The organism is Erythrobacter sp. JK5, from assembly GCF_018205975.1.
Taxonomy (GTDB): domain Bacteria; phylum Pseudomonadota; class Alphaproteobacteria; order Sphingomonadales; family Sphingomonadaceae; genus Erythrobacter.
Window position 1 is genome coordinate 1,622,317 of sequence record NZ_CP073577.1, and the last position, 21,812, is coordinate 1,644,128.

The 21,812-nt window shown below is 64.8% G+C and carries 20 protein-coding genes; 16 read left to right on the top strand and 4 right to left on the bottom strand.

Annotated elements, in window-relative coordinates; translation table 11 throughout:
• The first annotated feature begins 59 nt into the window (after window positions 1-59).
• From KDC96_RS07995 to KDC96_RS08015, 5 genes are read left to right on the top strand one after another with little or no spacing between them, the layout of a single operon-like run.
• Window positions 60-329: a BolA family transcriptional regulator gene (locus KDC96_RS07995; RefSeq protein ID WP_212452140.1), complete on the top strand. Its 270-nt coding sequence runs from the start codon at window positions 60-62 to the stop codon at window positions 327-329.
• A complete protein-coding gene (locus tag KDC96_RS08000; protein ID WP_249171978.1) occupies window positions 329-781 on the top strand; it encodes an NUDIX hydrolase in 453 nt (150 codons plus the stop codon). Before KDC96_RS07995 ends, KDC96_RS08000 begins: the two co-directional genes overlap by 1 nt.
• Complete coding sequence (locus KDC96_RS08005; RefSeq protein WP_212452142.1) at window positions 778-1,671, top strand: pirin family protein; 894 nt, start codon at window positions 778-780, stop codon at window positions 1,669-1,671. Before KDC96_RS08000 ends, KDC96_RS08005 begins: the two co-directional genes overlap by 4 nt.
• 16 nt (window positions 1,672-1,687) lie before the next feature.
• Window positions 1,688-2,500, top strand: coding sequence for an SDR family NAD(P)-dependent oxidoreductase (locus tag KDC96_RS08010; protein ID WP_212452144.1), 813 nt, complete (start codon window positions 1,688-1,690; stop codon window positions 2,498-2,500).
• Between the two features lie 5 nt (window positions 2,501-2,505).
• The gene (locus KDC96_RS08015; RefSeq protein WP_212452146.1) at window positions 2,506-3,393 is read left to right on the top strand and encodes an alpha/beta fold hydrolase; all 888 of its coding nucleotides are present in this window, start codon (window positions 2,506-2,508) and stop codon (window positions 3,391-3,393) included.
• Here KDC96_RS08015 and KDC96_RS08020 read toward each other — a convergent pair.
• On the bottom strand, window positions 3,390-4,484 hold the full coding sequence (locus KDC96_RS08020; protein WP_212452148.1) for a DUF2332 domain-containing protein: 1,095 nt from the start codon (window positions 4,482-4,484) through the stop codon (window positions 3,390-3,392). The genes KDC96_RS08015 and KDC96_RS08020 overlap by 4 nt on opposite strands.
• A 63-nt stretch (window positions 4,485-4,547) precedes the next feature.
• Between KDC96_RS08020 and hisG the strand changes: the two genes are divergently transcribed.
• The 8 genes from hisG to KDC96_RS08060 all read left to right on the top strand — a co-directional run bounded on the left by hisG (window position 4,548) and on the right by KDC96_RS08060 (window position 13,509).
• A complete protein-coding gene (gene hisG, locus KDC96_RS08025) occupies window positions 4,548-5,240 on the top strand; it encodes an ATP phosphoribosyltransferase (protein ID WP_212452150.1) in 693 nt (230 codons plus the stop codon).
• Entirely contained in the window at window positions 5,240-6,532 is a 1,293-nt protein-coding gene (gene hisD / locus KDC96_RS08030) for a histidinol dehydrogenase (protein ID WP_212452152.1), read from the top strand. The genes hisG and hisD overlap by 1 nt, the downstream gene beginning before the upstream one ends.
• Window positions 6,529-6,996 (top strand): transcription antitermination factor NusB, encoded by a 468-nt coding sequence (gene nusB, locus KDC96_RS08035; RefSeq protein ID WP_212452161.1) that lies wholly within the window; start codon window positions 6,529-6,531, stop codon window positions 6,994-6,996. Before hisD ends, nusB begins: the two co-directional genes overlap by 4 nt.
• 104 nt (window positions 6,997-7,100) lie before the next feature.
• A complete protein-coding gene (gene thiL / locus KDC96_RS08040; RefSeq protein WP_212452164.1) occupies window positions 7,101-7,958 on the top strand; it encodes a thiamine-phosphate kinase in 858 nt (285 codons plus the stop codon).
• Window positions 7,959-8,127: 169 nt separating this feature from the next.
• The gene (locus KDC96_RS08045) at window positions 8,128-10,269 is read left to right on the top strand and encodes a sodium-translocating pyrophosphatase (RefSeq protein WP_212452166.1); all 2,142 of its coding nucleotides are present in this window, start codon (window positions 8,128-8,130) and stop codon (window positions 10,267-10,269) included.
• 192 nt (window positions 10,270-10,461) lie between these two features.
• Window positions 10,462-11,664 carry a GNAT family N-acetyltransferase gene (locus tag KDC96_RS08050; protein WP_249171979.1) on the top strand — a complete coding sequence of 401 codons (1,203 nt, stop codon included), beginning with the start codon at window positions 10,462-10,464 and terminating at the stop codon, window positions 11,662-11,664.
• Window positions 11,661-12,545, top strand: a complete 885-nt coding sequence (locus KDC96_RS08055; protein ID WP_212452168.1) for a transcriptional regulator — start codon at window positions 11,661-11,663, stop codon at window positions 12,543-12,545. Before KDC96_RS08050 ends, KDC96_RS08055 begins: the two co-directional genes overlap by 4 nt.
• Window positions 12,546-12,591: 46 nt before the next feature.
• Window positions 12,592-13,509, top strand: coding sequence for an acyl-CoA thioesterase II (locus KDC96_RS08060; RefSeq protein ID WP_212452170.1), 918 nt, complete (start codon window positions 12,592-12,594; stop codon window positions 13,507-13,509).
• A gap of 148 nt (window positions 13,510-13,657) precedes the next feature.
• Here KDC96_RS08060 and KDC96_RS08065 read toward each other — a convergent pair whose 3' ends face one another.
• On the bottom strand, window positions 13,658-14,473 hold the full coding sequence (locus tag KDC96_RS08065) for a universal stress protein (RefSeq protein ID WP_212452172.1): 816 nt from the start codon (window positions 14,471-14,473) through the stop codon (window positions 13,658-13,660).
• A 143-nt stretch (window positions 14,474-14,616) separates the two neighbouring features.
• Between KDC96_RS08065 and KDC96_RS08070 the strand changes: the two genes are divergently transcribed.
• The 3 genes from KDC96_RS08070 to KDC96_RS08080 all read left to right on the top strand — a co-directional run bounded on the left by KDC96_RS08070 (window position 14,617) and on the right by KDC96_RS08080 (window position 18,087).
• A complete protein-coding gene (locus KDC96_RS08070; protein ID WP_212452174.1) occupies window positions 14,617-16,113 on the top strand; it encodes a carotenoid oxygenase family protein in 1,497 nt (498 codons plus the stop codon).
• Between the two features lie 102 nt (window positions 16,114-16,215).
• Window positions 16,216-16,827, top strand: a complete 612-nt coding sequence (locus KDC96_RS08075) for a superoxide dismutase (protein ID WP_212452177.1) — start codon at window positions 16,216-16,218, stop codon at window positions 16,825-16,827.
• Between the two features lie 345 nt (window positions 16,828-17,172).
• The gene (locus KDC96_RS08080) at window positions 17,173-18,087 is read left to right on the top strand and encodes an OmpA family protein (RefSeq protein WP_212452179.1); all 915 of its coding nucleotides are present in this window, start codon (window positions 17,173-17,175) and stop codon (window positions 18,085-18,087) included.
• A gap of 122 nt (window positions 18,088-18,209) precedes the next feature.
• Here the strand turns inward: KDC96_RS08080 and KDC96_RS08085 are convergent, their stop codons facing one another.
• Together KDC96_RS08085 and uvrC are read right to left on the bottom strand one after the other, a co-directional pair.
• Window positions 18,210-19,532 (bottom strand): hypothetical protein, encoded by a 1,323-nt coding sequence (locus KDC96_RS08085; protein ID WP_212452181.1) that lies wholly within the window; start codon window positions 19,530-19,532, stop codon window positions 18,210-18,212.
• 236 nt (window positions 19,533-19,768) lie between these two features.
• Complete coding sequence (uvrC, locus tag KDC96_RS08090; RefSeq protein WP_212452183.1) at window positions 19,769-21,778, bottom strand: excinuclease ABC subunit UvrC; 2,010 nt, start codon at window positions 21,776-21,778, stop codon at window positions 19,769-19,771.
• Window positions 21,779-21,812: the final 34 nt, after the last annotated feature.

The window sequence follows — 21,812 nt, forward strand, 5'->3', positions numbered from 1 at the left end:
AAGGTTGGAGAATGGGGATTGGGAACCCAGATGCCAAGAATGCAAAAGGACAAATCACCATGAGCGGAGCGATCGCCGATGAAATCACTGCCCGGCTGACCGACGCGTTTTCGCCGACCCGGCTCGACGTGATCAACGACAGCGCGCATCACGCCGGGCATTCGGGCGATGACGGATCGGGCGAATCGCACTTCACGGTGGTGATCGAAGCCGCTGCCTTTGCCGGCATGAGCCGCCTCGCCCGCCAGCGCGCGGTGATCGCGGCGCTGGGCGACATCGTCGGCGAACGGGTGCACGCGGTGGCGATCAGAGCAGGCGCGCCGCAATAGTGGATGCACCGGCCCAAAAGCGCCTGCGCCGCGCTGCCCGGATCATCGTGCTCGATCCGGACGATCGCGCGCTGATGTTCCGGTTCGACGTGCCGAACCGCCCGCCCTTCTGGGTTACCGCCGGGGGCGAATGCGAGCCGGACGAAAGCTTCGACGAGGCGGCGCGGCGCGAACTGTTCGAGGAGACCGGGATTACCGCCGATCCGGGTTCGCAGATCGCGCGGACCACGCCCGAATTCGTCACCGTCGAGGGCGAACCGGTGCGCGCAGACGAGCGCTACTACCTCGTACGGGTCGCCGAAGCTCGGATCGACACGGCCAACCACACCGAGCTCGAACAATGCCTGATGACCGAGCACCGCTGGTTTACGGTAGCCGAGCTGCGCGACTGGCCCGAGGCGGTCTTTCCGGTCAACATCGCCGACATGATCGAACAGGAGTTGAACCCATGATCACCCAGACGATCACCCCCGTCACCCACGATCTCGGCCAGTTCGAGGTGCGCCGCGTGCTGCCTTCGCGCGAGCGGACGATGGTCGGCCCCTTCATCTTCGTCGACGAGTTCGGCCCCGCGCAGCTCGATCAGGGCGCGGCAATGGACGTCCGCCCGCATCCGCACATCAATCTCGCGACAGTCACCTGGCTGTTCGCCGGAGAGTTTGGGGGCGCGATCGATCATCGCGACAGCATCGGCAGTTTTTCGACGATCCGCCCCGGCACCGTGAACCTGATGACCGCCGGACGCGGGATCGTGCATTCCGAACGCAGCCCGCAAGCAGAGCGCGATGCAGGACCCAAGCTGTTCGGGATGCAGACCTGGCTTGCGCTGCCCGACGGGCGCGAGGAGATCGACCCGGCGTTCGAGGCGGTGAGCGAATTGCCGCTTATCGAAGACCAGTGCGCCAAGGCGTGGGTGATCATGGGCGAACTGTGGGGCAAGCGCGCGCCGACCACGACCTATGCCGACACGATCTATGCCGAGATCGTGCTCGGTGCGACCGGTTCGCTGCCGATCGAATCCGAGGCCGACGAGCGCGCCGTCATGCTGGTCAGCGGCCAAGCGAGCGTCGATGGCGTGCCGCTCGAAATCTACCGGCTCGCGGTGCTGGCACCGGGCAAGGTGATGACGCTTGCGAGCGAAACCGGCGGCCGCGTGATGCTGCTCGGTGGCGAGGCCTTCTCAACCAGGCGCCACGTGTTCTGGAATTTTGTCAGCTCGGATCGCGAACGGATTAACCAGGCGAAAGAAGACTGGCGCGAAGGTCGGTTCCCCAAGGTTCCGGGCGACGACGAGGAATTTATCCCCTTGCCCGAAGTGCCCAAGACCGTCAGCTATCCCTGAGACACGGGAGAACGAAATGGATTATCAGGGCAAGGTGGCGTGGATTACCGGGGCCTCGTCGGGGATCGGCGCGGCGCTGGCGCGCGATCTCGCTTCGCGCGGCGCGCATGTGGTCCTGTCGGGGCGGGATGAAGGCAGGCTGGCCGAGGTCGCGGCGGACTGCGGCGAAACGCTGATCCTGCCCTTCGACGTCCGCGACAATGCTGCGCTCGCCGACGCTACGGCGAAGGCGATTGCATGGAAAGGCGGGGTCGATCTCGCTGTCGCCAATGCCGGGGTATCGCAGCGCAGCCGCGCGCTCAACACCGACATGCAGGTCTATCGCGACATCATCGATATCGACCTCACCGCGCAGATTGCGTTCGCACAGGGCCTGATCGGACACATGGCCGAGCGCGGATCCGGCGCTCTCGCGTTCATCTCCTCAATCGCGGGCAAGGTCGGAGTGCCGATGCGCACCGCCTACAGCGCGGTGAAGTTCGGCCTTGCCGGATACGGCGACGCACTGCGTGCCGAGCTGTCGCAAACCGGCGTCAGTGTGCATGTCATCTATCCCGGCTCGGTCGCCACCGATGTCGCCCGCAATGCGATGGTCGGCGATGGCAGCAAGCGCGGACGCAGCGACAAGGTGATCGACGAGGGCATTCCCGCAGCGGACGCCGCCGCAGCCATGCTCGACGGGATCGCCAGCGGCGAGCGCGAGATCATCGTCGCGCAGGGCATGGAAGCGGGCATGGGCGAAATGCGCCGCACGCCCGATGCGCTGTTCGATCAGGTCGCCGCGATGGTCGCGGGCGGTTACATGAAACGCATGGAAGAGGACGGCTGAGCGGGATGGAGCAGAAACGCGTAGAGCTGGCCAACGGAATCCATCTCGATGTCGTCGACGAGGGCCCGGTCGATGCGCCGGTGCTGATCTTCCTGCACGGCTTTCCCGAAAGCCACCGCACCTGGCGGCATCAGATCAAGCACTTCTCAGGCATCTACCGCTGCATCGCTCCCGACCAGCGCGGCTATCGTGCATCATCGAAGCCGCAGCAGGTCGAAGCCTACACTCCGGACAAGCTGATCGGCGATATCTTCCTGCTCGCCGACGCGCTGAACATCGCGAAGTTCACCATCGTCGGCCACGATTGGGGCGGCGCGATCGCTTGGGGCGTGGCGCTGGGCGGCCAGCACATGCGGGTCGAACGCGCGGTGATCGCCAACGCCCCGCATCCGGCGATTTTCCAGAAGCTGCTCTACACCAATCCGCAACAGCGCGAGGCGAGCCAGTATATCCGCGGCTTCCGCGATCCCGCCAACGATGCGCTTGTCAAGGATCAGGGCCTCACCGGATTGCTGCTGAAAGAGGTCAAGTGGGACCGCCCGAGCGCGATGGAACCGGCAGAGCGCGAGGCGCTGCTGCGCGACTGGCAGAACCGCGACGCCGCGTTCGGGATGCTCAACTACTATCGCGCCAGCCCGATCGACGTGCCGACGATGGACCAGCCATTCGAAGTCCCCGAAGGCTACACGCCGCCATCCCTGCCGAAGCTTACCATCCCCACGCTGGTGATCTGGGCGCTCGACGATCTCGCGCTCCCGCCCGAAAATCTCGAAGGGCTGGACGACATCGTCGATCCGCTCACCATCGTGCGCGTGCCGGATTGCGGACACTTCGTCCCGTGGGAGGCGCCGGACAAGGTCAACGTGGCGATGGAGGCATTTCTCGCGGGCTAACGCCCCGCCCACTCCACCCACGCGCCATGCGGGTGGGCGTGGCTCAGCAGATGCGTCTCGCCGTCCCGGTCGCTGCCGTTCCAGTATCGCACCTTGAGCTCGTGCCGGAAGGTCGCGGGATCGGTCTCCAGCGAAATCCACGCCAGCGGCCGGTCGGGCGTGGCCGCGGCCCCGGCCGCCTCCATCGCTGCGGTAATGGCCTGCTGCGTCGCGGCGGGCATGTATTGCCACATGATCGAATGAAACATCGCCCGCGTCGCACCGCCTTTTCGGGGCCATTCGAGGATGGCGGTTGTGAATTCGCCCGCATCCATCCTGACGAGGTCGGGCGGATCGGCGCGCGCCAGTTCGATCGCGGCATCGATCCGCGCCATCCGTCCGGGCGCATCGGGCCAGACATAGCTCTTGAGCCGCAGGGCGCTGGCCGGATCGGACAGGTCGATCGGGGCGACATCGCAGCCGCGAATATCGACGATCTCGAAATCGGCGGGTGGCGCGGGGGGCGAGCCCTCGCCGCGCCACTCCGGCTCGATCCGCATCGGCGAATCCGCCGGCCCGACCGCGGTTTCGCCGAGCTGGAAATGATAGCGATCCAGCATGGTGTTGACGCCCGCGCTCGCGCCAAGCTCGAACAGTTCGAACCGCGGCACCACGCGCTGCGCCAGCCACAACAACCCGGCCATGATGCTCGCGGAACGACCCGCCTCGTTGGTTTGCGGCGGCCCGTCGAGCCACGGCAGCAGCTGGGTATCGTAGGTCTCGACCAGCTCGCACACCAGCGCATCGACCTGCCCCTGATCGACGATCTGCCCGCTGTAGACCCGCGCCAGCCGCTCATCCTCGCCCGACAGCAGCAGGTGGTGAAACCCGCCTGCGATCCTCAGCGGCATCGCATCCTTGAGCGTCAGTCCCTCCCATGAGGCCATGCGCCGCCCCGTCGCGGTATCGGTCTCTCGAACCTTGGCGAGCGCCCGGATCACCCGCGCGGTGCAGGGTGCATGGTTGATCTCGGCATGATCGGCCTGCCATGCGATCGCCGCATCGAACTCCTCGATCTGCATCACATCACTGGTTCGTTCGGTGTCGGTCATGCAATCTCCCACTCGTTGGCGGCATTGCCCTTTGCCGGTGCAGTGCCTAAGTGCCGCGGCGCAATGACTCTCGACGCGTCCGATATCCCAGCCGGTCCGCTGACCTTCGCGGTGCCGAAGGGGCGCATCCTCGATGAAGCGCTGCCGGTCATGGCGCGTGCCGGAGTGGTGCCCGAGGATGGCTTTCACGACAAGGCCAACCGCGCGCTGTCATTCGCCACCACGCGTGAAGACATGCGGCTGATCCGTGTGCGCGCGTTCGACGTCGCAACCTTCGTGGCACACGGAGCGGCGCAGGTCGGGATCGTGGGATCGGACGTGATCGAGGAATTCGATTACGCCGATCTCTACGCACCGGTCGATCTCGACATCGGACATTGCCGCCTCTCTGTCGCCCGGATGGCGGACGATTCCGAAGAAGCAGCAGGCGTCAGCCACCTGCGGGTCGCGACCAAGTATCCCAATCTCACCCGCCGCCATTTCGAACAGCGCGGTATTCAGGCCGAATGCGTCAAGCTGAACGGCGCGATGGAACTGGCGCCGTCGCTCGGCCTCGCGCGGCAGATCGTCGATCTCGTGTCGACCGGGCGCACGCTCAAGCAGAACGGGCTGGTCGAAACCGACCGCATTCTCGACATCTCGGCGCGGCTGATCGTCAATCGCGCCGCGCTCAAGACCGATCGCCGCGTCGCCGCGCTGGTGAGCGCGTTCCGTGAGGATGCCGAGGCGCGAGAAATCGCAAGGAACGCGGCCTGATGAAGTTCTACTCCAGCCTCGAACCCGATTTCGCTCGGCGTTTCGACCGGCTTGTCAACGCCCGCCGCGAAGCCGATGGCGACGTCGCGGGACAGGTCACGAGTATCCTCGACTCCGTGAAAACGCGCGGAGACAAGGCGCTGGTCGAATACACTCAGCGCTTCGATGATTACCCGCTGGTCGAGGACGCCGACTGGTCGATCGACGCGGAGACATGCGCCGAAGCCTACGCGGAACTCGAACCGGACCTGCGCGACGCGCTTGACCTCGCGGCCCGCCGCATCCGCGCCTATCACGAGGAACAGCTGCCCGAGAACCGCGACTATACCGACGAGGCCGGAGTGCGGCTCGGCGCGATTTGGCGAGCGGTCGATGCGGCGGGACTGTATGTTCCCGGCGGTCGCGCGGCCTACCCCTCTTCGTTGCTGATGAACGCGATACCGGCCAAGGTCGCCGGGGTCGGGCGCGTGGCGGTGGTCACCCCGACTCCGCATGGCAAGACCAACCCGCTGGTGCTCGCGGCGGCGCATATCGCCGGTGTCGACGAGATCTGGCGCGTCGGCGGCGCGCACGCGATCGCCGCGCTGGCCTATGGCACCGGGCGAATCGCGCCGGTCGATGTGATAACCGGCCCCGGCAACGCCTATGTCGCCGAGGCCAAGCGCCAGCTTTTCGGCGTGGTCGGGATCGACATGGTCGCGGGGCCAAGCGAGATTCTCGTGATCGCCGATGGCAAGAACGATCCCGACTGGATCGCCGCCGATCTGCTCAGCCAGGCCGAGCACGACCCGACCTCGCAATCGATCCTGATCACCGACGATGCCGGTTTTGCCGCGTTGGTCGAAGACCGGATCGATGTGCAGCTGTCGCAGCTCGCAACCGGGAAGACCGCCCGCGAAAGCTGGGAGGCACATGGCGCGATCATCGTCGTCAACGACCTGGTCGAGGAGGCACCCGCGTTGGCCAACCGCCTCGCCGCCGAACACCTAGAACTGGCGGTCGACGACCCCGAAGCGATGCTGCCGCACATCCGTCATGCGGGCAGCGTCTTTCTCGGCCGCATGACGCCCGAAGCGCTGGGTGACTATGTGGCCGGTCCCAACCACGTCCTGCCGACCGGGCGGCGGGCGCGCTTTTCCAGCGGGCTCTCGGTGCTCGATTTCATGAAGCGAACCAGCTTCATCAGTCTCGACGATGCGAGCTTCGCCCGTATCGCACCGGCCGCCGCCCGCCTCGCCCACGCGGAGGGCCTGCCCGCCCACGCCAAATCGGTGGAGCTCCGGATCAAATGAACACCGCCGCCCGATCGCAAGCCCGCTCCGCCGCGCGGTTGGCCGCCGTCCAGGCGCTGTACCAGCAGCAGATGGAGGGCACCGCCCTTACCAAGCTGCTCGACGAATTCCACCAGCACCGGCTGGGCCGCGAGGTCGACGACGACGAGCACGAGGGCGAGGTCTTTGCCGACGCCGAGGTGGCGTTCTTCGACGACATCGTGCGCGGAGTCGATGCACGGCGCGAGGAGATCGACGGGATCGTAATCGAACGACTCGCCGCAGGCTGGACGCTGGCCCGGCTCGACAAGACCATGCTGCAGGTGCTGCGTGCCGGTGCTTACGAGCTGCTTGCCCGCCCCGATGTACCGACGGCAACGGCGATCAGCGAATATGTCGACGTCGCCAAGGCCTTCTTCGACGATCGCGAAGCAAAATTCGCGAACGGGGTGCTCGACGCGGTTGCGAAACAGGTCCGCGACTGACGCCTTTGAAGCGTTCCGTGCAACACTTGCATTTTGATCAATTTACAAGCGCGCCGCGGCGTTTAAAACGGTCTCGGGATAGAGTTTGGGATCATAATAACATAATGAATGAAATGGATTTTCTCGCAGGTCTGCGGGAATTGCCGTTGCATCCGGGGGCGCGTGGACTCGAAGACGATTGCGCCGTGCTCGACTTCGGCGATGAAACGCTGATCATCAATCACGACATGATGGCGGAAGGCACGCATTTCCGCCCCGATGCCGATTTGTCGGATGTCGCGTGGAAGCTGGTCGCGCAGAATCTTTCCGATCTGGCTGCCAAGGGCGCCGAACCTATCGGCGTGCTGCTGGGCCACACCCTGGGCGGCGACGATGCGGGCTTCCTGTCGGGACTGCGCGAAGCGCTGGCGGTCTTCGGTGTCCCGCTGCTTGGCGGAGACACGATTTCGTCGACTGGAGCGAGCACCTTCGGGATTACCGCGATCGGCCGCGCCACCCACCTGCCCGTTCCCTCACGACGCGGCGCGAGCGCGGGCGATGCCCTGTATCTTACCGGAACACTTGGCGGGGCCATGCTCGGTTTCGAAGGGAGCGAACGGCACAGCGATGCCTTCAACCGCCCCCATCCGCGCCTCGCCGAAGGCCGCGCGCTGGCACCGCACGTCAGCGCGATGATGGACGTGTCGGACGGCCTGCTGCTCGATGCCTGGCGGATGGCAACCGTCAACGAGGTGACCCTGCGGCTCGAGAGCGAGACCATTCCGGTGGTTGAGCCTGCACGGCTCGACGATTGCCTGCGCTGGGGTGAAGATTACGAATTGCTGTTCGCGGCCCCGCCTGAAACGCGATTGCCGGTCGAGGCGACCCGCATCGGCATGGTCGAGGCGCAGATGAACGCGCCGGTGATCCTCGGCGAAACCCCGCTGCGGAGCCCGGAAACGCTCGGCTATAGCCACGGCTGAGCGACGCGCCGCCGGAGCGCCTAGCGAAACTGGTGAATTTGGCGGAGTTCTGCCGATTCCGGACTTGTCACATGCGGTTCAATCCCTATGAGGGTCGCCATTGCGCTCGTGGGATTTCAAGACAAGCGCACTTCCAAAAAGTCTTCCACGCTGAAGAGGGGATTGCTCCGTGGACCTTATTCTTATTTCAATCGGGCTGGGACTGCTCGCCGTGATCTACGGCTTCGTTACCAGCCGGCAAGTGGTCAACGCCGCCGACGGCAATGACAAGATGCGCGAGATCGCAGGCGCGATCAAAGAGGGCGCGCAGGCCTATCTCAACCGTCAATACACCACGATCGGCATGGTCGGCGTGGTGGTCGCGATCATTGTCGGGGTGTTCCTCGGCCCGATCCCGGCAGTCGGTTTCGTCGTCGGTGCGGTGCTTTCGGGCATCGCCGGATATATCGGCATGAACATCTCGGTGCGCGCCAACGTCCGCACCGCAGCCGCCGCCGAAACCGGCCTGCAGCAGGGTCTGACGCTGGCGTTCCGCGCGGGCGCGATCACAGGGATGCTGGTCGCCGGTCTCGCGCTGCTCGCGATCGCCGTGTTCTTCTACGTACTCGTCGGCCCGATGGCTCTCGAAGTGACCGACCGCAAGGTGATCGACGGGCTCGTCGGTCTCGCCTTCGGTGCTTCGCTGATCTCGATCTTCGCGCGTCTCGGCGGCGGGATCTTCACCAAGGCTGCCGATGTCGGTGCCGACCTGGTGGGCAAGGTCGAAGCGGGCATCCCCGAGGATGACCCCCGCAACCCTGCGACCATTGCCGACAATGTCGGCGACAACGTCGGCGACTGCGCCGGCATGGCTGCCGACCTGTTCGAAACCTATGTGGTGACCGTAGGCGCGACGATGGTGCTGACAGCACTGCTGCTGACCTCGGTCGGCGAGTTGCTGCTGCCGCTGATGGCGCTGCCGCTGCTGATCGGCGGGGCGTGTATCGTCACCTCGATCATCGGCACCTACTTCGTCCGCCTTGGCGGCGGCACGAACGTGATGGGCGCGATGTACAAGGGCTTCCTTGTCTCTGCCGTTCTGGCAATTCCGCTCATCTGGGTCGTGACCGCACATGCGCTGGGCACGGCGGGCACCGACATGAACACCGTGATCAATCCGGGCCTCGGCATGGTCGAGTTTACCGGTGTGGACCTGTTCCTGTGCGCGTTCCTCGGTCTGGTCATCACCGGCCTGATCATCTGGATCACCGAGTACTACACCGGAACGGGCTTCCGGCCGGTCCGCTCGATCGCCAAGGCTTCGGAAACCGGCCACGGCACCAATGTGATTCAGGGGCTGGCGATCAGCCTCGAATCAACCGCTCTGCCGACGATCGTGATCGTCAGCGGGATCATCGTCGCGTTCCAGCTGGCTGGCCTGATGGGCATTGCCTACGCTGCGACCGCGATGCTCGCGCTCGCGGGTATGGTCGTGGCGCTCGATGCCTATGGTCCGGTGACCGACAATGCCGGTGGCATCGCCGAAATGGCGGGCCTCGACGAGAGCGTGCGCGAAAAGACCGATCTGCTCGACGCGGTCGGGAACACCACCAAGGCGGTGACCAAGGGGTATGCGATCGGATCGGCGGGCCTCGGCGCGCTGGTGCTGTTCGCCGCCTACACCACCGATCTGCGGGTGTTCTTCCCGGCGTTCCTCGACGGCGATCTCACCAACGGCGAAGTCAGCTTCAGCCTCGAGAACCCGTATGTGATCGTCGGCCTGTTCCTTGGCGCGCTGCTGCCGTACCTGTTCGGTGCGATGGGCATGACCGCCGTGGGCCGCGCGGCCGGTGACGTGGTGAAGGACGTGCGCGAGCAGTTCGCCGGCGATCCGGGCATCATGGCAGGCACCAGCCGTCCAAACTATGCGCGCACCGTCGATCTGGTGACCAAGGCCGCGATCAAGGAAATGATCATCCCGTCGCTGCTGCCGGTGCTCGCGCCGGTCGTGGTCTACTTCGTGATCACCGCGATCGCAGGTCAGGACAACGGCTTCGCCGCGCTCGGCGCGCTGCTGCTCGGCGTGATCGTGGGCGGGCTGTTCGTCGCGCTGTCGATGACCGCCGGTGGCGGGGCGTGGGACAACGCCAAGAAGTACATCGAAGACGGCAATCACGGCGGCAAGGGCTCGGAAGCCCACAAGGCCGCAGTGACCGGTGACACCGTGGGCGATCCCTACAAGGACACCGCCGGCCCGGCCGTGAACCCGATGATCAAGATCACCAACATCGTGGCGCTGCTGCTGCTCGCCGCACTGGCTGGGGCGCATTGATCATAGGGTGATCTTCCGCGCAGGCGGGAGCATCACGCCGCACCCGGTCCCCGCCTTGGCGGGGACTGCCGGAAAGTTCGACCCCGTCCGGAGCGATCCGGGCGGGGTTAACTTTTGCCGCGCCCCAGTCCCGTGGCCGGACACCGTAAACGCGACAAAACCTTTGTTAATCGGCCTGTGGCATGGAGGATCGTGGCGCGCAGTCCCGTGCGCCCGGAGACGGTTAACGCGATGGACCTTGCAAACGCGCCCGACCTGCGGAGGACAGCTGCAGCGGCCGACCAAGTATCCGGTCGCCTCGAACAGCTGCGCCGCATCTCCGTCGAACAGGCGGTAGACCCGTCCTTCGTCGATGCATGGCGGCTTCTGTCGGACCGGGCGAGCGAGCCCAATCCCTTCGCCGAAGCGTGGTTCGTGCTGCCATCGATCGGCGCGTTGGGAGACGGGGCCGATATCCGGTTGCTGGCGCTCTACACAGGGGGCGAGCTGGCAGGATTGATCTCGATCGGTCTGACCGCGAACTATTACGGCTACCCCGTCCCGCACGCCGCAAGCTGGCTGCATGCCAATGCCTTTTGCGGGGCGCCGATGGTGGCGCGGGGATGCGAGCGGCAGTTCTGGCATGCGCTGTTCGGTCATTTCGATCGCGCCCCTGGCCGCGCGCTGTTTCTGCACCTTCCGTCGCTGCCCACGGACGGCCCCCTCGAACGCACCTTGCAAGCGGTGCTGGCCGAGGAAGGACGCCGCAGCAACACCGCCCTCGAACAATCGCGCGCGATGCTGGCGTCGGACCTCTCGCCCGAGGATTACCTCGCCCGATCGATGACCGCGAAGAAGCGCAAGGAACTACGCCGACAGCACAAGCGGCTGGCTGAGGAAGGCGCGCTCACCTTTGAGCGGTGCGATGACGCCGATGGCCTCCAGCGCTGGATCGCCGATTTCCTCGCGCTCGAAGCCGCAGGATGGAAGGGCGAAGCCGGTTCGGCACTCGCGAATACCGACGCGACGCGCGCGTTCTTCACCGCGACGATGGCGGGGGCTGCGCAGGCGGGGCGGCTCGAACGGCTGGCCTTGCGGCTCGATGGCCGACCGATCGCGATGCTCGCCAATTTCGTCACCCCGCCCGGCGTCTACAGTTTCAAGACCGCGTTCGACGAGCGTTACGCACGGTTCTCTCCCGGCATGCTGCTGCAGCTCGAGAACCTCGCTCTGCTCGATCGCGACGACATCGCATGGGCTGACAGTTGCGCCGTCGAAGGGCATCCCATGATCGAGCGGCTGTGGCGCGAGAAGCGGTCGCTCACGAGCCGCAATGTCGCAATCGGCGGGCGTGTGCGTCGCGCGCTCTTTGCCCGCCTGATGGCCTTTGAAAACCGCACCCGGAGCGCCGCATGAACGCCCCTGTCACGCATTGGACGCCGCTGCGATCCTCCGCGCCCAACGTGTTCGATGCCGAGGCGTGCGCAACCTTCGCCGCCCATTACCCCGAAGGACCGCACCGGCTTCGCCATGCGCTCGACCGGCATCCCTTGCTCGACATCGATGCGCTCGCCGATCTTGCCGAGCGGCTTCCGCAATCGAGCGTCGAATACAATCGCGGCGACCTGCCGATCGGGGTCGACGGCAAGCCGGGCGGCACGGGGCTATCGATCGCCGAAACCATCCGCCGGGTGCACGAAGCGAACAGCTGGGCGGTGCTCAAGAACGTCGAGCAGGTGCCCTCGTATCAGGCACTGCTGCACGATTTGCTGGGCGAGTTGAAGGACGAGATCGAAGCGAAGACCGGACCGATGCTGACCCCGCAGGGCTTCGTCTTCATCTCCAGTCCGAACGCCGTAACCCCATACCATTTCGACCCCGAACACAACATCCTGCTGCAGGTCGCAGGGTCGAAAGTGATGACACAGTTTGCCGCCGGCGATCCGCGCTTCGCGCCCGACGAAATGCACGAAAGCTACCATTCCGGCGGACCGCGCGAGTTGACCTGGCGCGACGAGTTCGACGTGCATGGCTGCGAATATCCGCTCGGCCCCGGCGATGCAGTATACGTGCCGGTCATGGCTCCGCATTTCGTGCGCAACGGCCAGGACTCCTCGATCTCCCTGTCGATCACCTGGCGCTCTGGCTGGAGCTACAACGAAAGCGATGCGCGCGGATTCAACCACCTGCTGCGCCAGCGCGGATTCGCCCCCGCCGCGCCCCGGCGCTGGCCCGCGCAAAACCGCGCTCGCGCCTACGCCTTTCGCGCGCTGCGCAGGCTCGGCCTGGCCGGCTGACGCACGCGCTTGACCTCTCCCGCGCCGCCCCGCATGGGATCGCGCGATGACCGACACACGCACCCGTGAACAGCTCGTCGCCGGGCTGGTGAAGCTCCTCACCGTCGACAAGGCCTGCGCCGATGTGTTTATCGGCCGCCCGCAGAAAGGCGGGATGGGGCGCGTGTTCGGCGGGCAGGTGCTGGCGCAGGCGCTGCAGGCCGCGCAGTTGAGCGTGCCCGAAGGCAAGCAGGCGCATTCGCTGCATGCCTATTTCCTGCGCGGCGGCAGGGAGGGTCCGCCAATCGAATACCGCATCCAGCGCGATTTCGACGGGCGCAGCTTCGCCAACCGCCGGGTGGTCGCCGTGCAGGAGAACGAGGACGGTTCCTGCACCCCGATCCTGAACCTCACCGCCAGTTTCCAGGTGCCCGAAGACGGCCTCGAACATGTCGATGCGCCGATGCCCGATGTCGCCGGGCCGGAAGAACTCAAATCCGACATGGAAATGCGCCACGAGATGGTGGAGACGATGGGCGATCGGCTGTCCGAGGCGCAGCGCACGCTCATGCTGCGCCCGCGCCCGATCGAGATGCGCACGCTCGACAAGCTGCACTGGATGAACAGCGAACCGCGCGCGCCGCGGGCGCACACATGGTTCCGCACCGCCGCACCCCTCCCCGACGATCCGGCGCTGCACCGCGCGGTCATCACCTACGCCAGCGACTACACCCTGCTCGGCACCAGCGCCTTGCCGCACGGCCTGTCGTGGATGCGCGGCGAACTGGTCGGCGCGAGCCTCGACCACGCGATCTGGTTCCACCGGGAGGCACGCGCGGACGAATGGCTGCTGTACTGCACCGACGCCCCATGGTCGGGCGGCGGACGCGGCTTCAACCGCGGAAGGATATTCAACCGCGCGGGAGACCTGGTCGCGAGCGTCGCGCAAGAAGGCATGATGCGGCGGCGAAAGGGAGTGCAGTAGGGCCCAATCGGCGCAAAGCGCCGCAAGGGCGGAGTCGAAGTCGAAGACGCAGACGTGCAAAGCACATCTGCAAGGCCGCCCGCAGCGATGCCACCTTCAGGTCGCATGATCGAGGAAACCGCGCGTCCGGATGGACGCGCGCAAAAACTCAGTGCGCCAGGAAAATCGGCAGCTGGGGATCGGTGAGCGAGCGCCGGGTCACCCCGCCCAGCAGCATTTCCGACAAGCGTGAGTGGCCATAGGCACCCATCACCATCATCCCGCATTCGCGCAGCTGCGCTGCCGAGAACAGCGTCTCGCTGATTTTCGCATCGCCGCGCGGTATCTCGACCAGCTCCGCCTCGATCCCGTGGCGGCTGAGATATTTCGCCCCCGACGTCGGCGGAAAGTCGAACCGCTGCTGATCCGATTGTTCGGAAATGGTGGCGAGAAAGACCTTGCTGCAAAGCGCCAGCAACGGCGTCGCAGCGCGCAGGGCAACGCACGCCTCCGACGACCCGTTCCAGGCCACCAGCGCCGGGTCCGACATGTCGAGCCGCCTCGTTTCGCCGGGCACGACCAGCACGGGAGTCCGCGCCTTCAGCACCAGTTCGCCAACCATGCGCGACGCGCGCTTGCCTTCTTCGCCGACATCGTTGGGGCCGACGACGATGATGTCGTGCAGCGGCGATTGTTCGAGCAGCCGGTGCTCCGGCATCCCGTACAGGAACTGCCATTCCCACGAGACGTCCTCGTTGGCGAGATCGGTTTCGATTGTTGCGCGCAATTCCTCGGCAGCCTCCTTGATCCTCGGCAATGCCGCCGCCATCGCCGATCCGTAGAAGTCGCCGGGTGCAAACACCTCGTAACTGACCGACTGCAGGCAGGTGATATGACCGCCGGTCGCGCGCGCGATGTCCAGCGCCACCTGCATCCGCGCCTCCATGCAGCTGTCGCCATCGATATGCAGCAGAATCGATTTCATGGTCCGGTCTCCTTCGATGATGCGACTCTGACGCAGGTTGCGCATGATAACATTGATCGAGGTCAAATTTGCTCGCGGGCCGAAGATATTTCCACGCGCTCGCCGGTGGTTTAAGGTCCGGACCGAACGGGAGAGATCAGATCATGCCAGTCACGCGCCATCCGCCGGTCGTCACGACGCTCGAGCCGTCGAACCATCCCTATCTCAGCGGGCCGTGGACGCCGTGCCATGAAGAGGTCGACGTCGATGAGCTGGAGGTGATCGAAGGCGAAATCCCGGCGGATATCGACGGCATCTATCTGCGCAATACCGAGAATCCGGTGCACCAGCCGCTCGGTCGCCATCACCCGTTCGATGGCGATGCGATGATCCACCAGGTCTCGATCAGCGGCGGCAAGGCCAGCTACCGCAACCGGTTCGTGCGCACCCAGTGCTTTGCCGCGGAACAGATCGCGGGCGGCGCGCTGTGGGGCGGGCTGATGGACCCGCCGGCGCTCTCCAAGCGCCCCGGTTTCGGTGCGCATGGAAGTCTCAAGGACACCGGATCGACCGACATTATCGTCCATGCCGGGACGGCGCTGGCGACGCTTTATCAATGCGGTGAAGCGTGGATGCTCGATCCCGTAACTCTGGACAATCTCGGCAAGGCCCCCTGGGGCCCGCTCGATGGCGTTTCGGCGCATCCCAAGGTCGACGAGGAAACCGGCGAATTGATGTTCTTCAACTATTCGAAGCATCCGCCCTTCATGCATTACGGCGTCGTCGATCGGGCGGGGAAGCTCGTGCACTACACGCCGATCCCGCTGCCCGGCCCGCGCCTGCCGCACGACATGGCGATCACGAAGAACTGGTCGATCCTCAACGACATGCCGCTGTTCTGGGACGCAGACCTGCTGAAGCGCGACATCCACGCTGCGCGCATCCACGAAGGTGTGCCGACCCGGTTCGCGCTGATCCCGCGCCACGGACAGGCGGAGGATATCCGCTGGTTCGAAGCCGCGCCGACCTATGTCCTGCACTGGACCAATGCGTGGGAGGACGGCGACGAAGTCGTGCTCGAAGGCTATTACCAGGACAAGCCGATGCCCGACCCGATCGAGGAAGCCGGCGAATACAGCCACATGATGGCCTATGTCGACGAGCACTCCTTCCTGCCGCGCCTGCACCGCTGGCGTTTCAACCTCGAGACCGGCGCGACCGTCGAAGAGCGCCTGTCGGACAGCATCGTCGAGTTCGGGATGATCAACCCCGACTACCTGATGCGGAAGTCGCGCTATGTCTGGTCGACCACCACCCGGCCCGGCTGGTTCCTGTTCAACGGCTATGTCAGGCACGATACCTTGACCGGTGACGAGCAAGTCTACCAACTGCCCGACGACATCTATGCCAGCGAGAGCCCGATGGTGCCGAAAAGCGGGGCGAATTCGGAGGACGTTGGGTATCTGGTCACCTTTCTCATCAACGAGAATGCCGGCACATCCGAACTCGCAATTCTCGATGCCTCCGACATCGCCAGTGGCCCCATTTGCCGTGCGGCGCTCCCGCACAAGATTTCGAGCGGAGTGCACTCGACGTGGGTCGAGCATTCGCAATTGCGGAGCGATGCGGAATTCCGGCGCGATCTCTTGGCCGCCGCCTGATTTCATCTGTCCGGCGGGTTTTCCGGGAAGATTTGCAACTTATATCCGCCCCGCGCATTGGTTTAACAACGGACGAAAACCCCAAAAAGAGAGGGACCCACCATGGCTTTCAAACTCATCGACCTTCCCTATGCCGACACCGCTCTGCAGCCGGCCATCTCCGCCAACACGCTGTCGTTCCACCACGGCAAGCACCACAACGCCTACGTCACCAAGATGAACGACGCGATCGAAGGCACCGATCACGCGGACAAGCCGATGGAGGCGATCGTGGCCGCGGCGCGCGGGAGCAATCAGGGCTTGTTCAACAACGCCGCGCAGAGCTGGAACCACGCCTTCTACTGGCATTCAATGGCCGCTGAAGAGACCGCGCCATCGGCCGAGCTCAAGGCCAAGATCGAAGAGGCTTTCGGTTCGGTCGATGAGCTCAAGAAACAGCTGAAGGATCGCGGCGCAGGCCACTTCGCCAGCGGCTGGGTCTGGCTCGCCGAGAAGAACGGGAAGCTTTCGATCGAGGAAACGCATGACGGTGACACGCTCGCCGACAGCGATTTCAACCCGCTGCTCACGATCGACGTGTGGGAGCACGCCTACTACCTCGACCACCAGAACGCCCGCCCGGCCTATCTCGACGCGGTGGTCGGATCCAAGATCAACTGGGCCTTCGCCAGCGAAAACCTCGCGCGCGGCACGACCTGGACCTATCCGCAATAGCATCGCGTCCGGCCGCGCCCGGCCCGATCACGCAGAGCCCGGTTCGTCCCGCACGAGCCGGGCTCTTGCGATTCTCAGCCATGCGCAGCGACGGTGCATAACGGTTCGCCGCACGGTGCGCTCGAATTGACTACTGATCGGTCTGCGATGACAATGTTGTTCATCTGGCAGCAAGGTTTGGGTGACAGTTGGAGGGCCATGATGACCACGTGCGGCACATCCGCTGCAACAATTCGATACCGCAATTTTGGGGGCTTCTGCAGCCGGCGAGACCGTCGCGGGGGACGGTCGAACGAAACGCCTCGACCATTTCAGGCGGGCCGGCGGAGTTGAAGGAGTAATGCGATGACAATCATTTCGAATACGCCCAGGGCGCTTGCGCTGGCGGGCATGCTGGCCATTCCGGTGACGGGTGGCCTCTACGCACAACAGCCGTATCCGGTCCCGGATCAGGACGACACCGAAGTGCTCACGACGGTCTACGGTTCGCCGCCCGCCGATCTGTCGGGCCTCGCCGAAGGTCCTGAAATCGAAGGGTTCATTTCGGCGCGCAACGGCGATCAGGTGCAGGTGACGAGCCCCGGCGGCACGACCTCCGTATTCCGCCTGAGCGAAGGCACGGAAATCCGCTCGAGCGGCGGCTTCCTCGGTCTCAGCCGGGCATCGCTCGGTGCCGACCAGCTGCTCAACGGCCTGCCGGTCGAAGTCCGGACGGTCTCGTGGGGCGGCGCGCTGGTCGCCAGCCGGATCAAGCTCAAGAACACCGATCTCAAGACCGCATCGATGATCCGCAACGGTACCGAACAGCGGTTCGGCCAGAACGAATTCGCGATCGCAGAGAACGCCGCCGCGACCGAGGCGCTGCGCGGACGGGTCGGCGATATCGACAAGTACAACATCAAGGGCACGACCAACGTCTATTTCGACACCGGCAAGTACAACCTGTCGGCCGAAGCCCGCAACGAGCTGTGCAGCGCCGCTTCCCAGGCCGAAGCGATGGACAACGCGCTGTTGCTGGTGGTCGGCTATACCGATTCGACCGGCAGCTACGAAATCAACCAGGAGCTCAGCGAACGCCGCGCCGCGCGGGTGACCAATTACTTGCAGCAGCAATGCGGATGGAAGCCGTGGCGCATGCTGACCCCGACCGGGATGGCCGAATCCGATCCGGCGGCGGACAACAGCACCGCCTATGGCAAGGCCCAGAACCGCCGCGTGGCGGTCAACATCCTCGTCAGCAAGAGCGTCGACGGGCTCTAGGCCCGCGCAGAATACTGGACGAAACATGCGGAGCGGGCACCAGGTGCCTGCTCCGCTTTTCGTATCCACCGATCGCCATCGCCGTGCTGGTGGCCCTTGCTGAAATGCAGGAGAGCCCGGCGTCAGCCCAGCATGTCACCCGGGATGAAAGACACCACCATCATCGGTGTATTGCCGGTGAGCCGCCACTTGCCGGGAAACACGCCGAGGGTTCCCGGTGACAGGGCGATGCTCGCGAAGCCCTGACAATCGTTGACCTCGACAATGTTGGGGTTCGTCGCATCGGTCTTGGACTGAACGCCGATGGTCGTTGCCGACGCGTCCCTGCCGCTTACATCGCGGCAATTGGCAAAGGTGAACCGTCCTCCGCCGATCGTCCCGGAGCTGTTGTTGGCCGTGACGAGCGGGCCGCGATAGCTGGTGCTCTCGCAATCGAGTTCGCAGTCGATGAAGTTTACCGAAGCCTGCACGCCGATGCCGGAGCCGAAGGCCTGAATCTGGGCGGAGTGTCCGACAATGAACTTAACTCGCCGAAAATCGACTGCGTAGTCGCGATTGATATCGCCTTCGGAATCGGGGGTCTGCACGCCATGAACGAAGTCGGTGTGCCATGCATAGCGCGCGGTGCCGCTCGGCCCGTTTGGCACGGTGTTGCGCAGCGTCAGATCGATGGCACCAGTGTTCGCCTGTCCTTCGATGATCGGTCCGGTTGCGCCGGGCGCATGTTCGATCACTACACTATTCGGGACGCGGCCCACCAGATAGACCCAATCGGGAACATGCTCGGACGCCCCCGTGTAGGTCCCGGGATCGAGCACCAGCGCGATCCGGTGGAACGGGTTAGCACGCAGGCAGACCGGCAGCTGATTGGGATTGCTCTGGTTGGCAAGCCGACCGCCGGCGTAGAGGCTTTCGAGCGCGGCACGGATCGTCGTCAGGCTCCGCCCGGGGCCAACGGGAATGATTTCCTGGAAGTCGTCGATCGATTTCGGTCGGGTGTAATCGGAACGCGTCGAGACATTGGCTCGGTTGATGCGGCTGGTTTCGGGTCCGGAGAACTGCAAGATCCCCGGACCCGGCACGATGGCGCTGGCGTTGAGCTTGAGCCAGCCCTGTAGTCCCGAAAACTGCTGCCCGTTCAGAGGATTGCTCGAATTGAGCAGCACCCTTTCCGGCAATCTGTTGTAATCGGGGTTTTCGAATTCGAACCCGGCTACCTGCCGACCGATCTGCTCATCCCAGATATGCATCCGCATCAGATCGACATCGGTCTCGATCAGCGAAACGCGATAGTTTCTCGCTTTGGCATTGTAGAGGACGAGTTCGCTGGTGATCGCCGCGAGATACGGATCCAGCGCCGTCGCTGACGCGTCGTAGGGCTGTCCGCCCGTGGGGCTCGGAGTGGGTGTGGGTGTAGGGGTCGGAGTGGGCGTGGGCGCTGGCACGGGCGTCGGCCCACCCCGGTCGGCGGAGGCGAACTACTCCCCCCCCCCCGCAAGAAATGAGCGCAAATGCACTGCTGCCAACCAGAAACGACCTTCTAGAATAGTTCATGGAGCGACCCGAAATATGGAGAACTGCCAGTCGAATAGCGTATTGGCGTGGTTTGGCCACATCAGAATCCACAGGAAAGATCGTATACGAAAGTATTCCTGCTTTGCTGGCGCGCCGTGACCTGTCCTCACCCACCCGCGTGGTAAAAATCGTACACCTGCCGCGCCACCGTCTCGCTCACGCCCGGCGCGCGTTGCAGGTCTTCCAGCGCCGCCGCCCTGACCTTGCTCGCGGTGCCGAAATGCAGCAGCAGCGCGCGTTTGCGGGCCGGGCCGATGCCGGGGATTTCGTCGAGCGGTGACGCGGTGATCGCTTTCGAGCGCTTCGCCCGGTGCGCGCCGATGACGTAGCGGTGGACCTCGTCGCGCAGGGTCTGGAGGTAGAACAGCAGCGGCGAATTGGTCGGCAGCGTCTTCTCGCGCCCGTCGGGGAAGTGGAACACCTCGCGCCCCTCGCGCCCGTGATGCGGACCCTTGGCGATGCCGATCACCGCGAATTCGTCCGCCAGCCCGTATTCCTCCAGCACCTCCATGACGCTGGAAATCTGGCCTTTGCCGCCGTCGATGAGGATCAGGTCGGGGAGTGTGTTCTTGTGATCCGCCTTCCGTTCGTCGCGAGCGAAGTCGCGAGACGTTTCGCTCTCATCGGTGTCTCGACTTCGCTCGTCACGAACGGATGCCGCGATGTCGCGAAACCGCCGCGACATCACCTCGCGCATCATCGCGAAGTCGTCGTTTGTCTGCGCTTCCTTGATGTTGAACTTGCGGTATTGCGATTTCTCGAATCCTTCGGGGCTGGCGACCACCATCGCACCGACCGCCTTCGCGCCCTGGATGTGCGAGTTGTCGTAGACCTCGATCCGCTGCGGCGGGGCATCGAGTTCGAGAAATTCAGCCAGTTCGCGATGGACCTTGGCCCTGGTCCCGGTCTCGGCCAGCCGCCGCTCCAGCGCCTCGACCGCGTTGCGCTGCGCCTGCGCTAGCAGCTTGCGACGATCGCCGCGTTGCGGGATCGAGATCGCCACCTTGCGGTCTGCCACTTCCGAAAGCGCCGCTTCCATCAATTCGCGTTCGGGCAGGTCGCGATCGACCAGTACGGTCGGCGGTGGCGGCACTTCCTCATAGAATTGCAGCATCACGTCGGCGAGCACCTCGGCCTCGTCGACTTCCTTGGTGTGCGAAGGGAAGAACGCGCGGTGGCCCCAGTTCTGCCCGCCGCGGATGAAGAACGCCTGCACCCCGACATGCCCGCCCTTGCTCGCGAGCGCGAACACGTCGGCATCGCCAACGCCGCTGGCATTGATCGCCTGGCTACCCTGGATGAAGGTGGCCGCGCGCAGCCGGTCGCGCAGGATCGCGGCGGTTTCGAAATCGAGCTCTTCGGCCGCCTTCGCCATCTGCTTTTCGAGATCGGCCTGCACCTTGCCCGATTTGCCTGCGAGGAAATCCTTCGCCTGCCGGACGAGATCGTCGTAGTCTTCGGTCGAGATGCGATCGACGCAGGGGGCCGAGCAACGCTTGATCTGGTAGAGCAGGCAGGGCCGGTCGCGATTGTTGAAGAAGCTGTCGGTGCAGCTGCGCAGCAGGAACAGTTTTTGCAGCGCATTCAGCGTGGTGTTGACGCTTCCCGCGCTGGCAAACGGGCCGTAGTAATTCCCCTTCGCTCGGCGCGCGCCGCGATGCTTGTGGATGCGCGGGAATTCGTGATCTGCGCGCAGCAGGATGAAGGGAAAGCTCTTGTCGTCGCGCAGCAGCACGTTGAACGGCGGGCGATAGCGCTTGATCAGCTGCGCTTCGAGCAGCAGCGCCTCGGCCTCGGAATTGGTGGTGACGATCTCCATCGAGCGGGTCTGGCTCACCATTCGCTGCAGCCGCCCCGACAGGCCGTTGATCTGGGTGTAGTTCGCCACCCGCGCCTTGAGGCTGCGCGCCTTGCCGACATACAGCACGTCGCCGCGCGCATCGAGCATCCGGTAGACGCCCGGCACCGGCTTGAGCACCTTCACCGTCTCGCGGATCGCCTCCACCCCGGCTTCGAGGTTCGGTTGCGCACGCGCGACGGTGTAGGCCGCGCGCTCCTCGTTGAAGCGTTCGGCCCCGCGGGGATCGTGGGGAGAGCCGGCCTTGGTTCGCGACATGCGCACCAGATAGGGATCGCGCTGGGCGATTGGC

What these genes read in the sequence shown, in the direction of transcription:
- thiL (WP_212452164.1), top strand. Translation starts at nt 7,101, where the DNA reads ATGAATGAAATGGATTTTCTCGCAGGTCTGCGGGAATTGCCGTTGCAT.
- hisG (WP_212452150.1), top strand. Translation starts at nt 4,548, where the DNA reads ATGACTCTCGACGCGTCCGATATCCCAGCCGGTCCGCTGACCTTCGCG.
- KDC96_RS08060 (WP_212452170.1), top strand. Translation starts at nt 12,592, where the DNA reads ATGACCGACACACGCACCCGTGAACAGCTCGTCGCCGGGCTGGTGAAG.
- KDC96_RS07995 (WP_212452140.1), top strand. Translation starts at nt 60, where the DNA reads ATGAGCGGAGCGATCGCCGATGAAATCACTGCCCGGCTGACCGACGCG.
- KDC96_RS08065 (WP_212452172.1), bottom strand. Translation starts at nt 14,473, where the DNA reads ATGAAATCGATTCTGCTGCATATCGATGGCGACAGCTGCATGGAGGCG.
- KDC96_RS08080 (WP_212452179.1), top strand. Translation starts at nt 17,173, where the DNA reads ATGACAATCATTTCGAATACGCCCAGGGCGCTTGCGCTGGCGGGCATG.
- KDC96_RS08015 (WP_212452146.1), top strand. Translation starts at nt 2,506, where the DNA reads ATGGAGCAGAAACGCGTAGAGCTGGCCAACGGAATCCATCTCGATGTC.
- KDC96_RS08070 (WP_212452174.1), top strand. Translation starts at nt 14,617, where the DNA reads ATGCCAGTCACGCGCCATCCGCCGGTCGTCACGACGCTCGAGCCGTCG.
- KDC96_RS08005 (WP_212452142.1), top strand. Translation starts at nt 778, where the DNA reads ATGATCACCCAGACGATCACCCCCGTCACCCACGATCTCGGCCAGTTC.
- hisD (WP_212452152.1), top strand. Translation starts at nt 5,240, where the DNA reads ATGAAGTTCTACTCCAGCCTCGAACCCGATTTCGCTCGGCGTTTCGAC.
- KDC96_RS08020 (WP_212452148.1), bottom strand. Translation starts at nt 4,484, where the DNA reads ATGACCGACACCGAACGAACCAGTGATGTGATGCAGATCGAGGAGTTC.
- nusB (WP_212452161.1), top strand. Translation starts at nt 6,529, where the DNA reads ATGAACACCGCCGCCCGATCGCAAGCCCGCTCCGCCGCGCGGTTGGCC.
- KDC96_RS08010 (WP_212452144.1), top strand. Translation starts at nt 1,688, where the DNA reads ATGGATTATCAGGGCAAGGTGGCGTGGATTACCGGGGCCTCGTCGGGG.
- KDC96_RS08075 (WP_212452177.1), top strand. Translation starts at nt 16,216, where the DNA reads ATGGCTTTCAAACTCATCGACCTTCCCTATGCCGACACCGCTCTGCAG.
- uvrC (WP_212452183.1), bottom strand. Translation starts at nt 21,778, where the DNA reads ATGTCGCGAACCAAGGCCGGCTCTCCCCACGATCCCCGCGGGGCCGAA.
- KDC96_RS08055 (WP_212452168.1), top strand. Translation starts at nt 11,661, where the DNA reads ATGAACGCCCCTGTCACGCATTGGACGCCGCTGCGATCCTCCGCGCCC.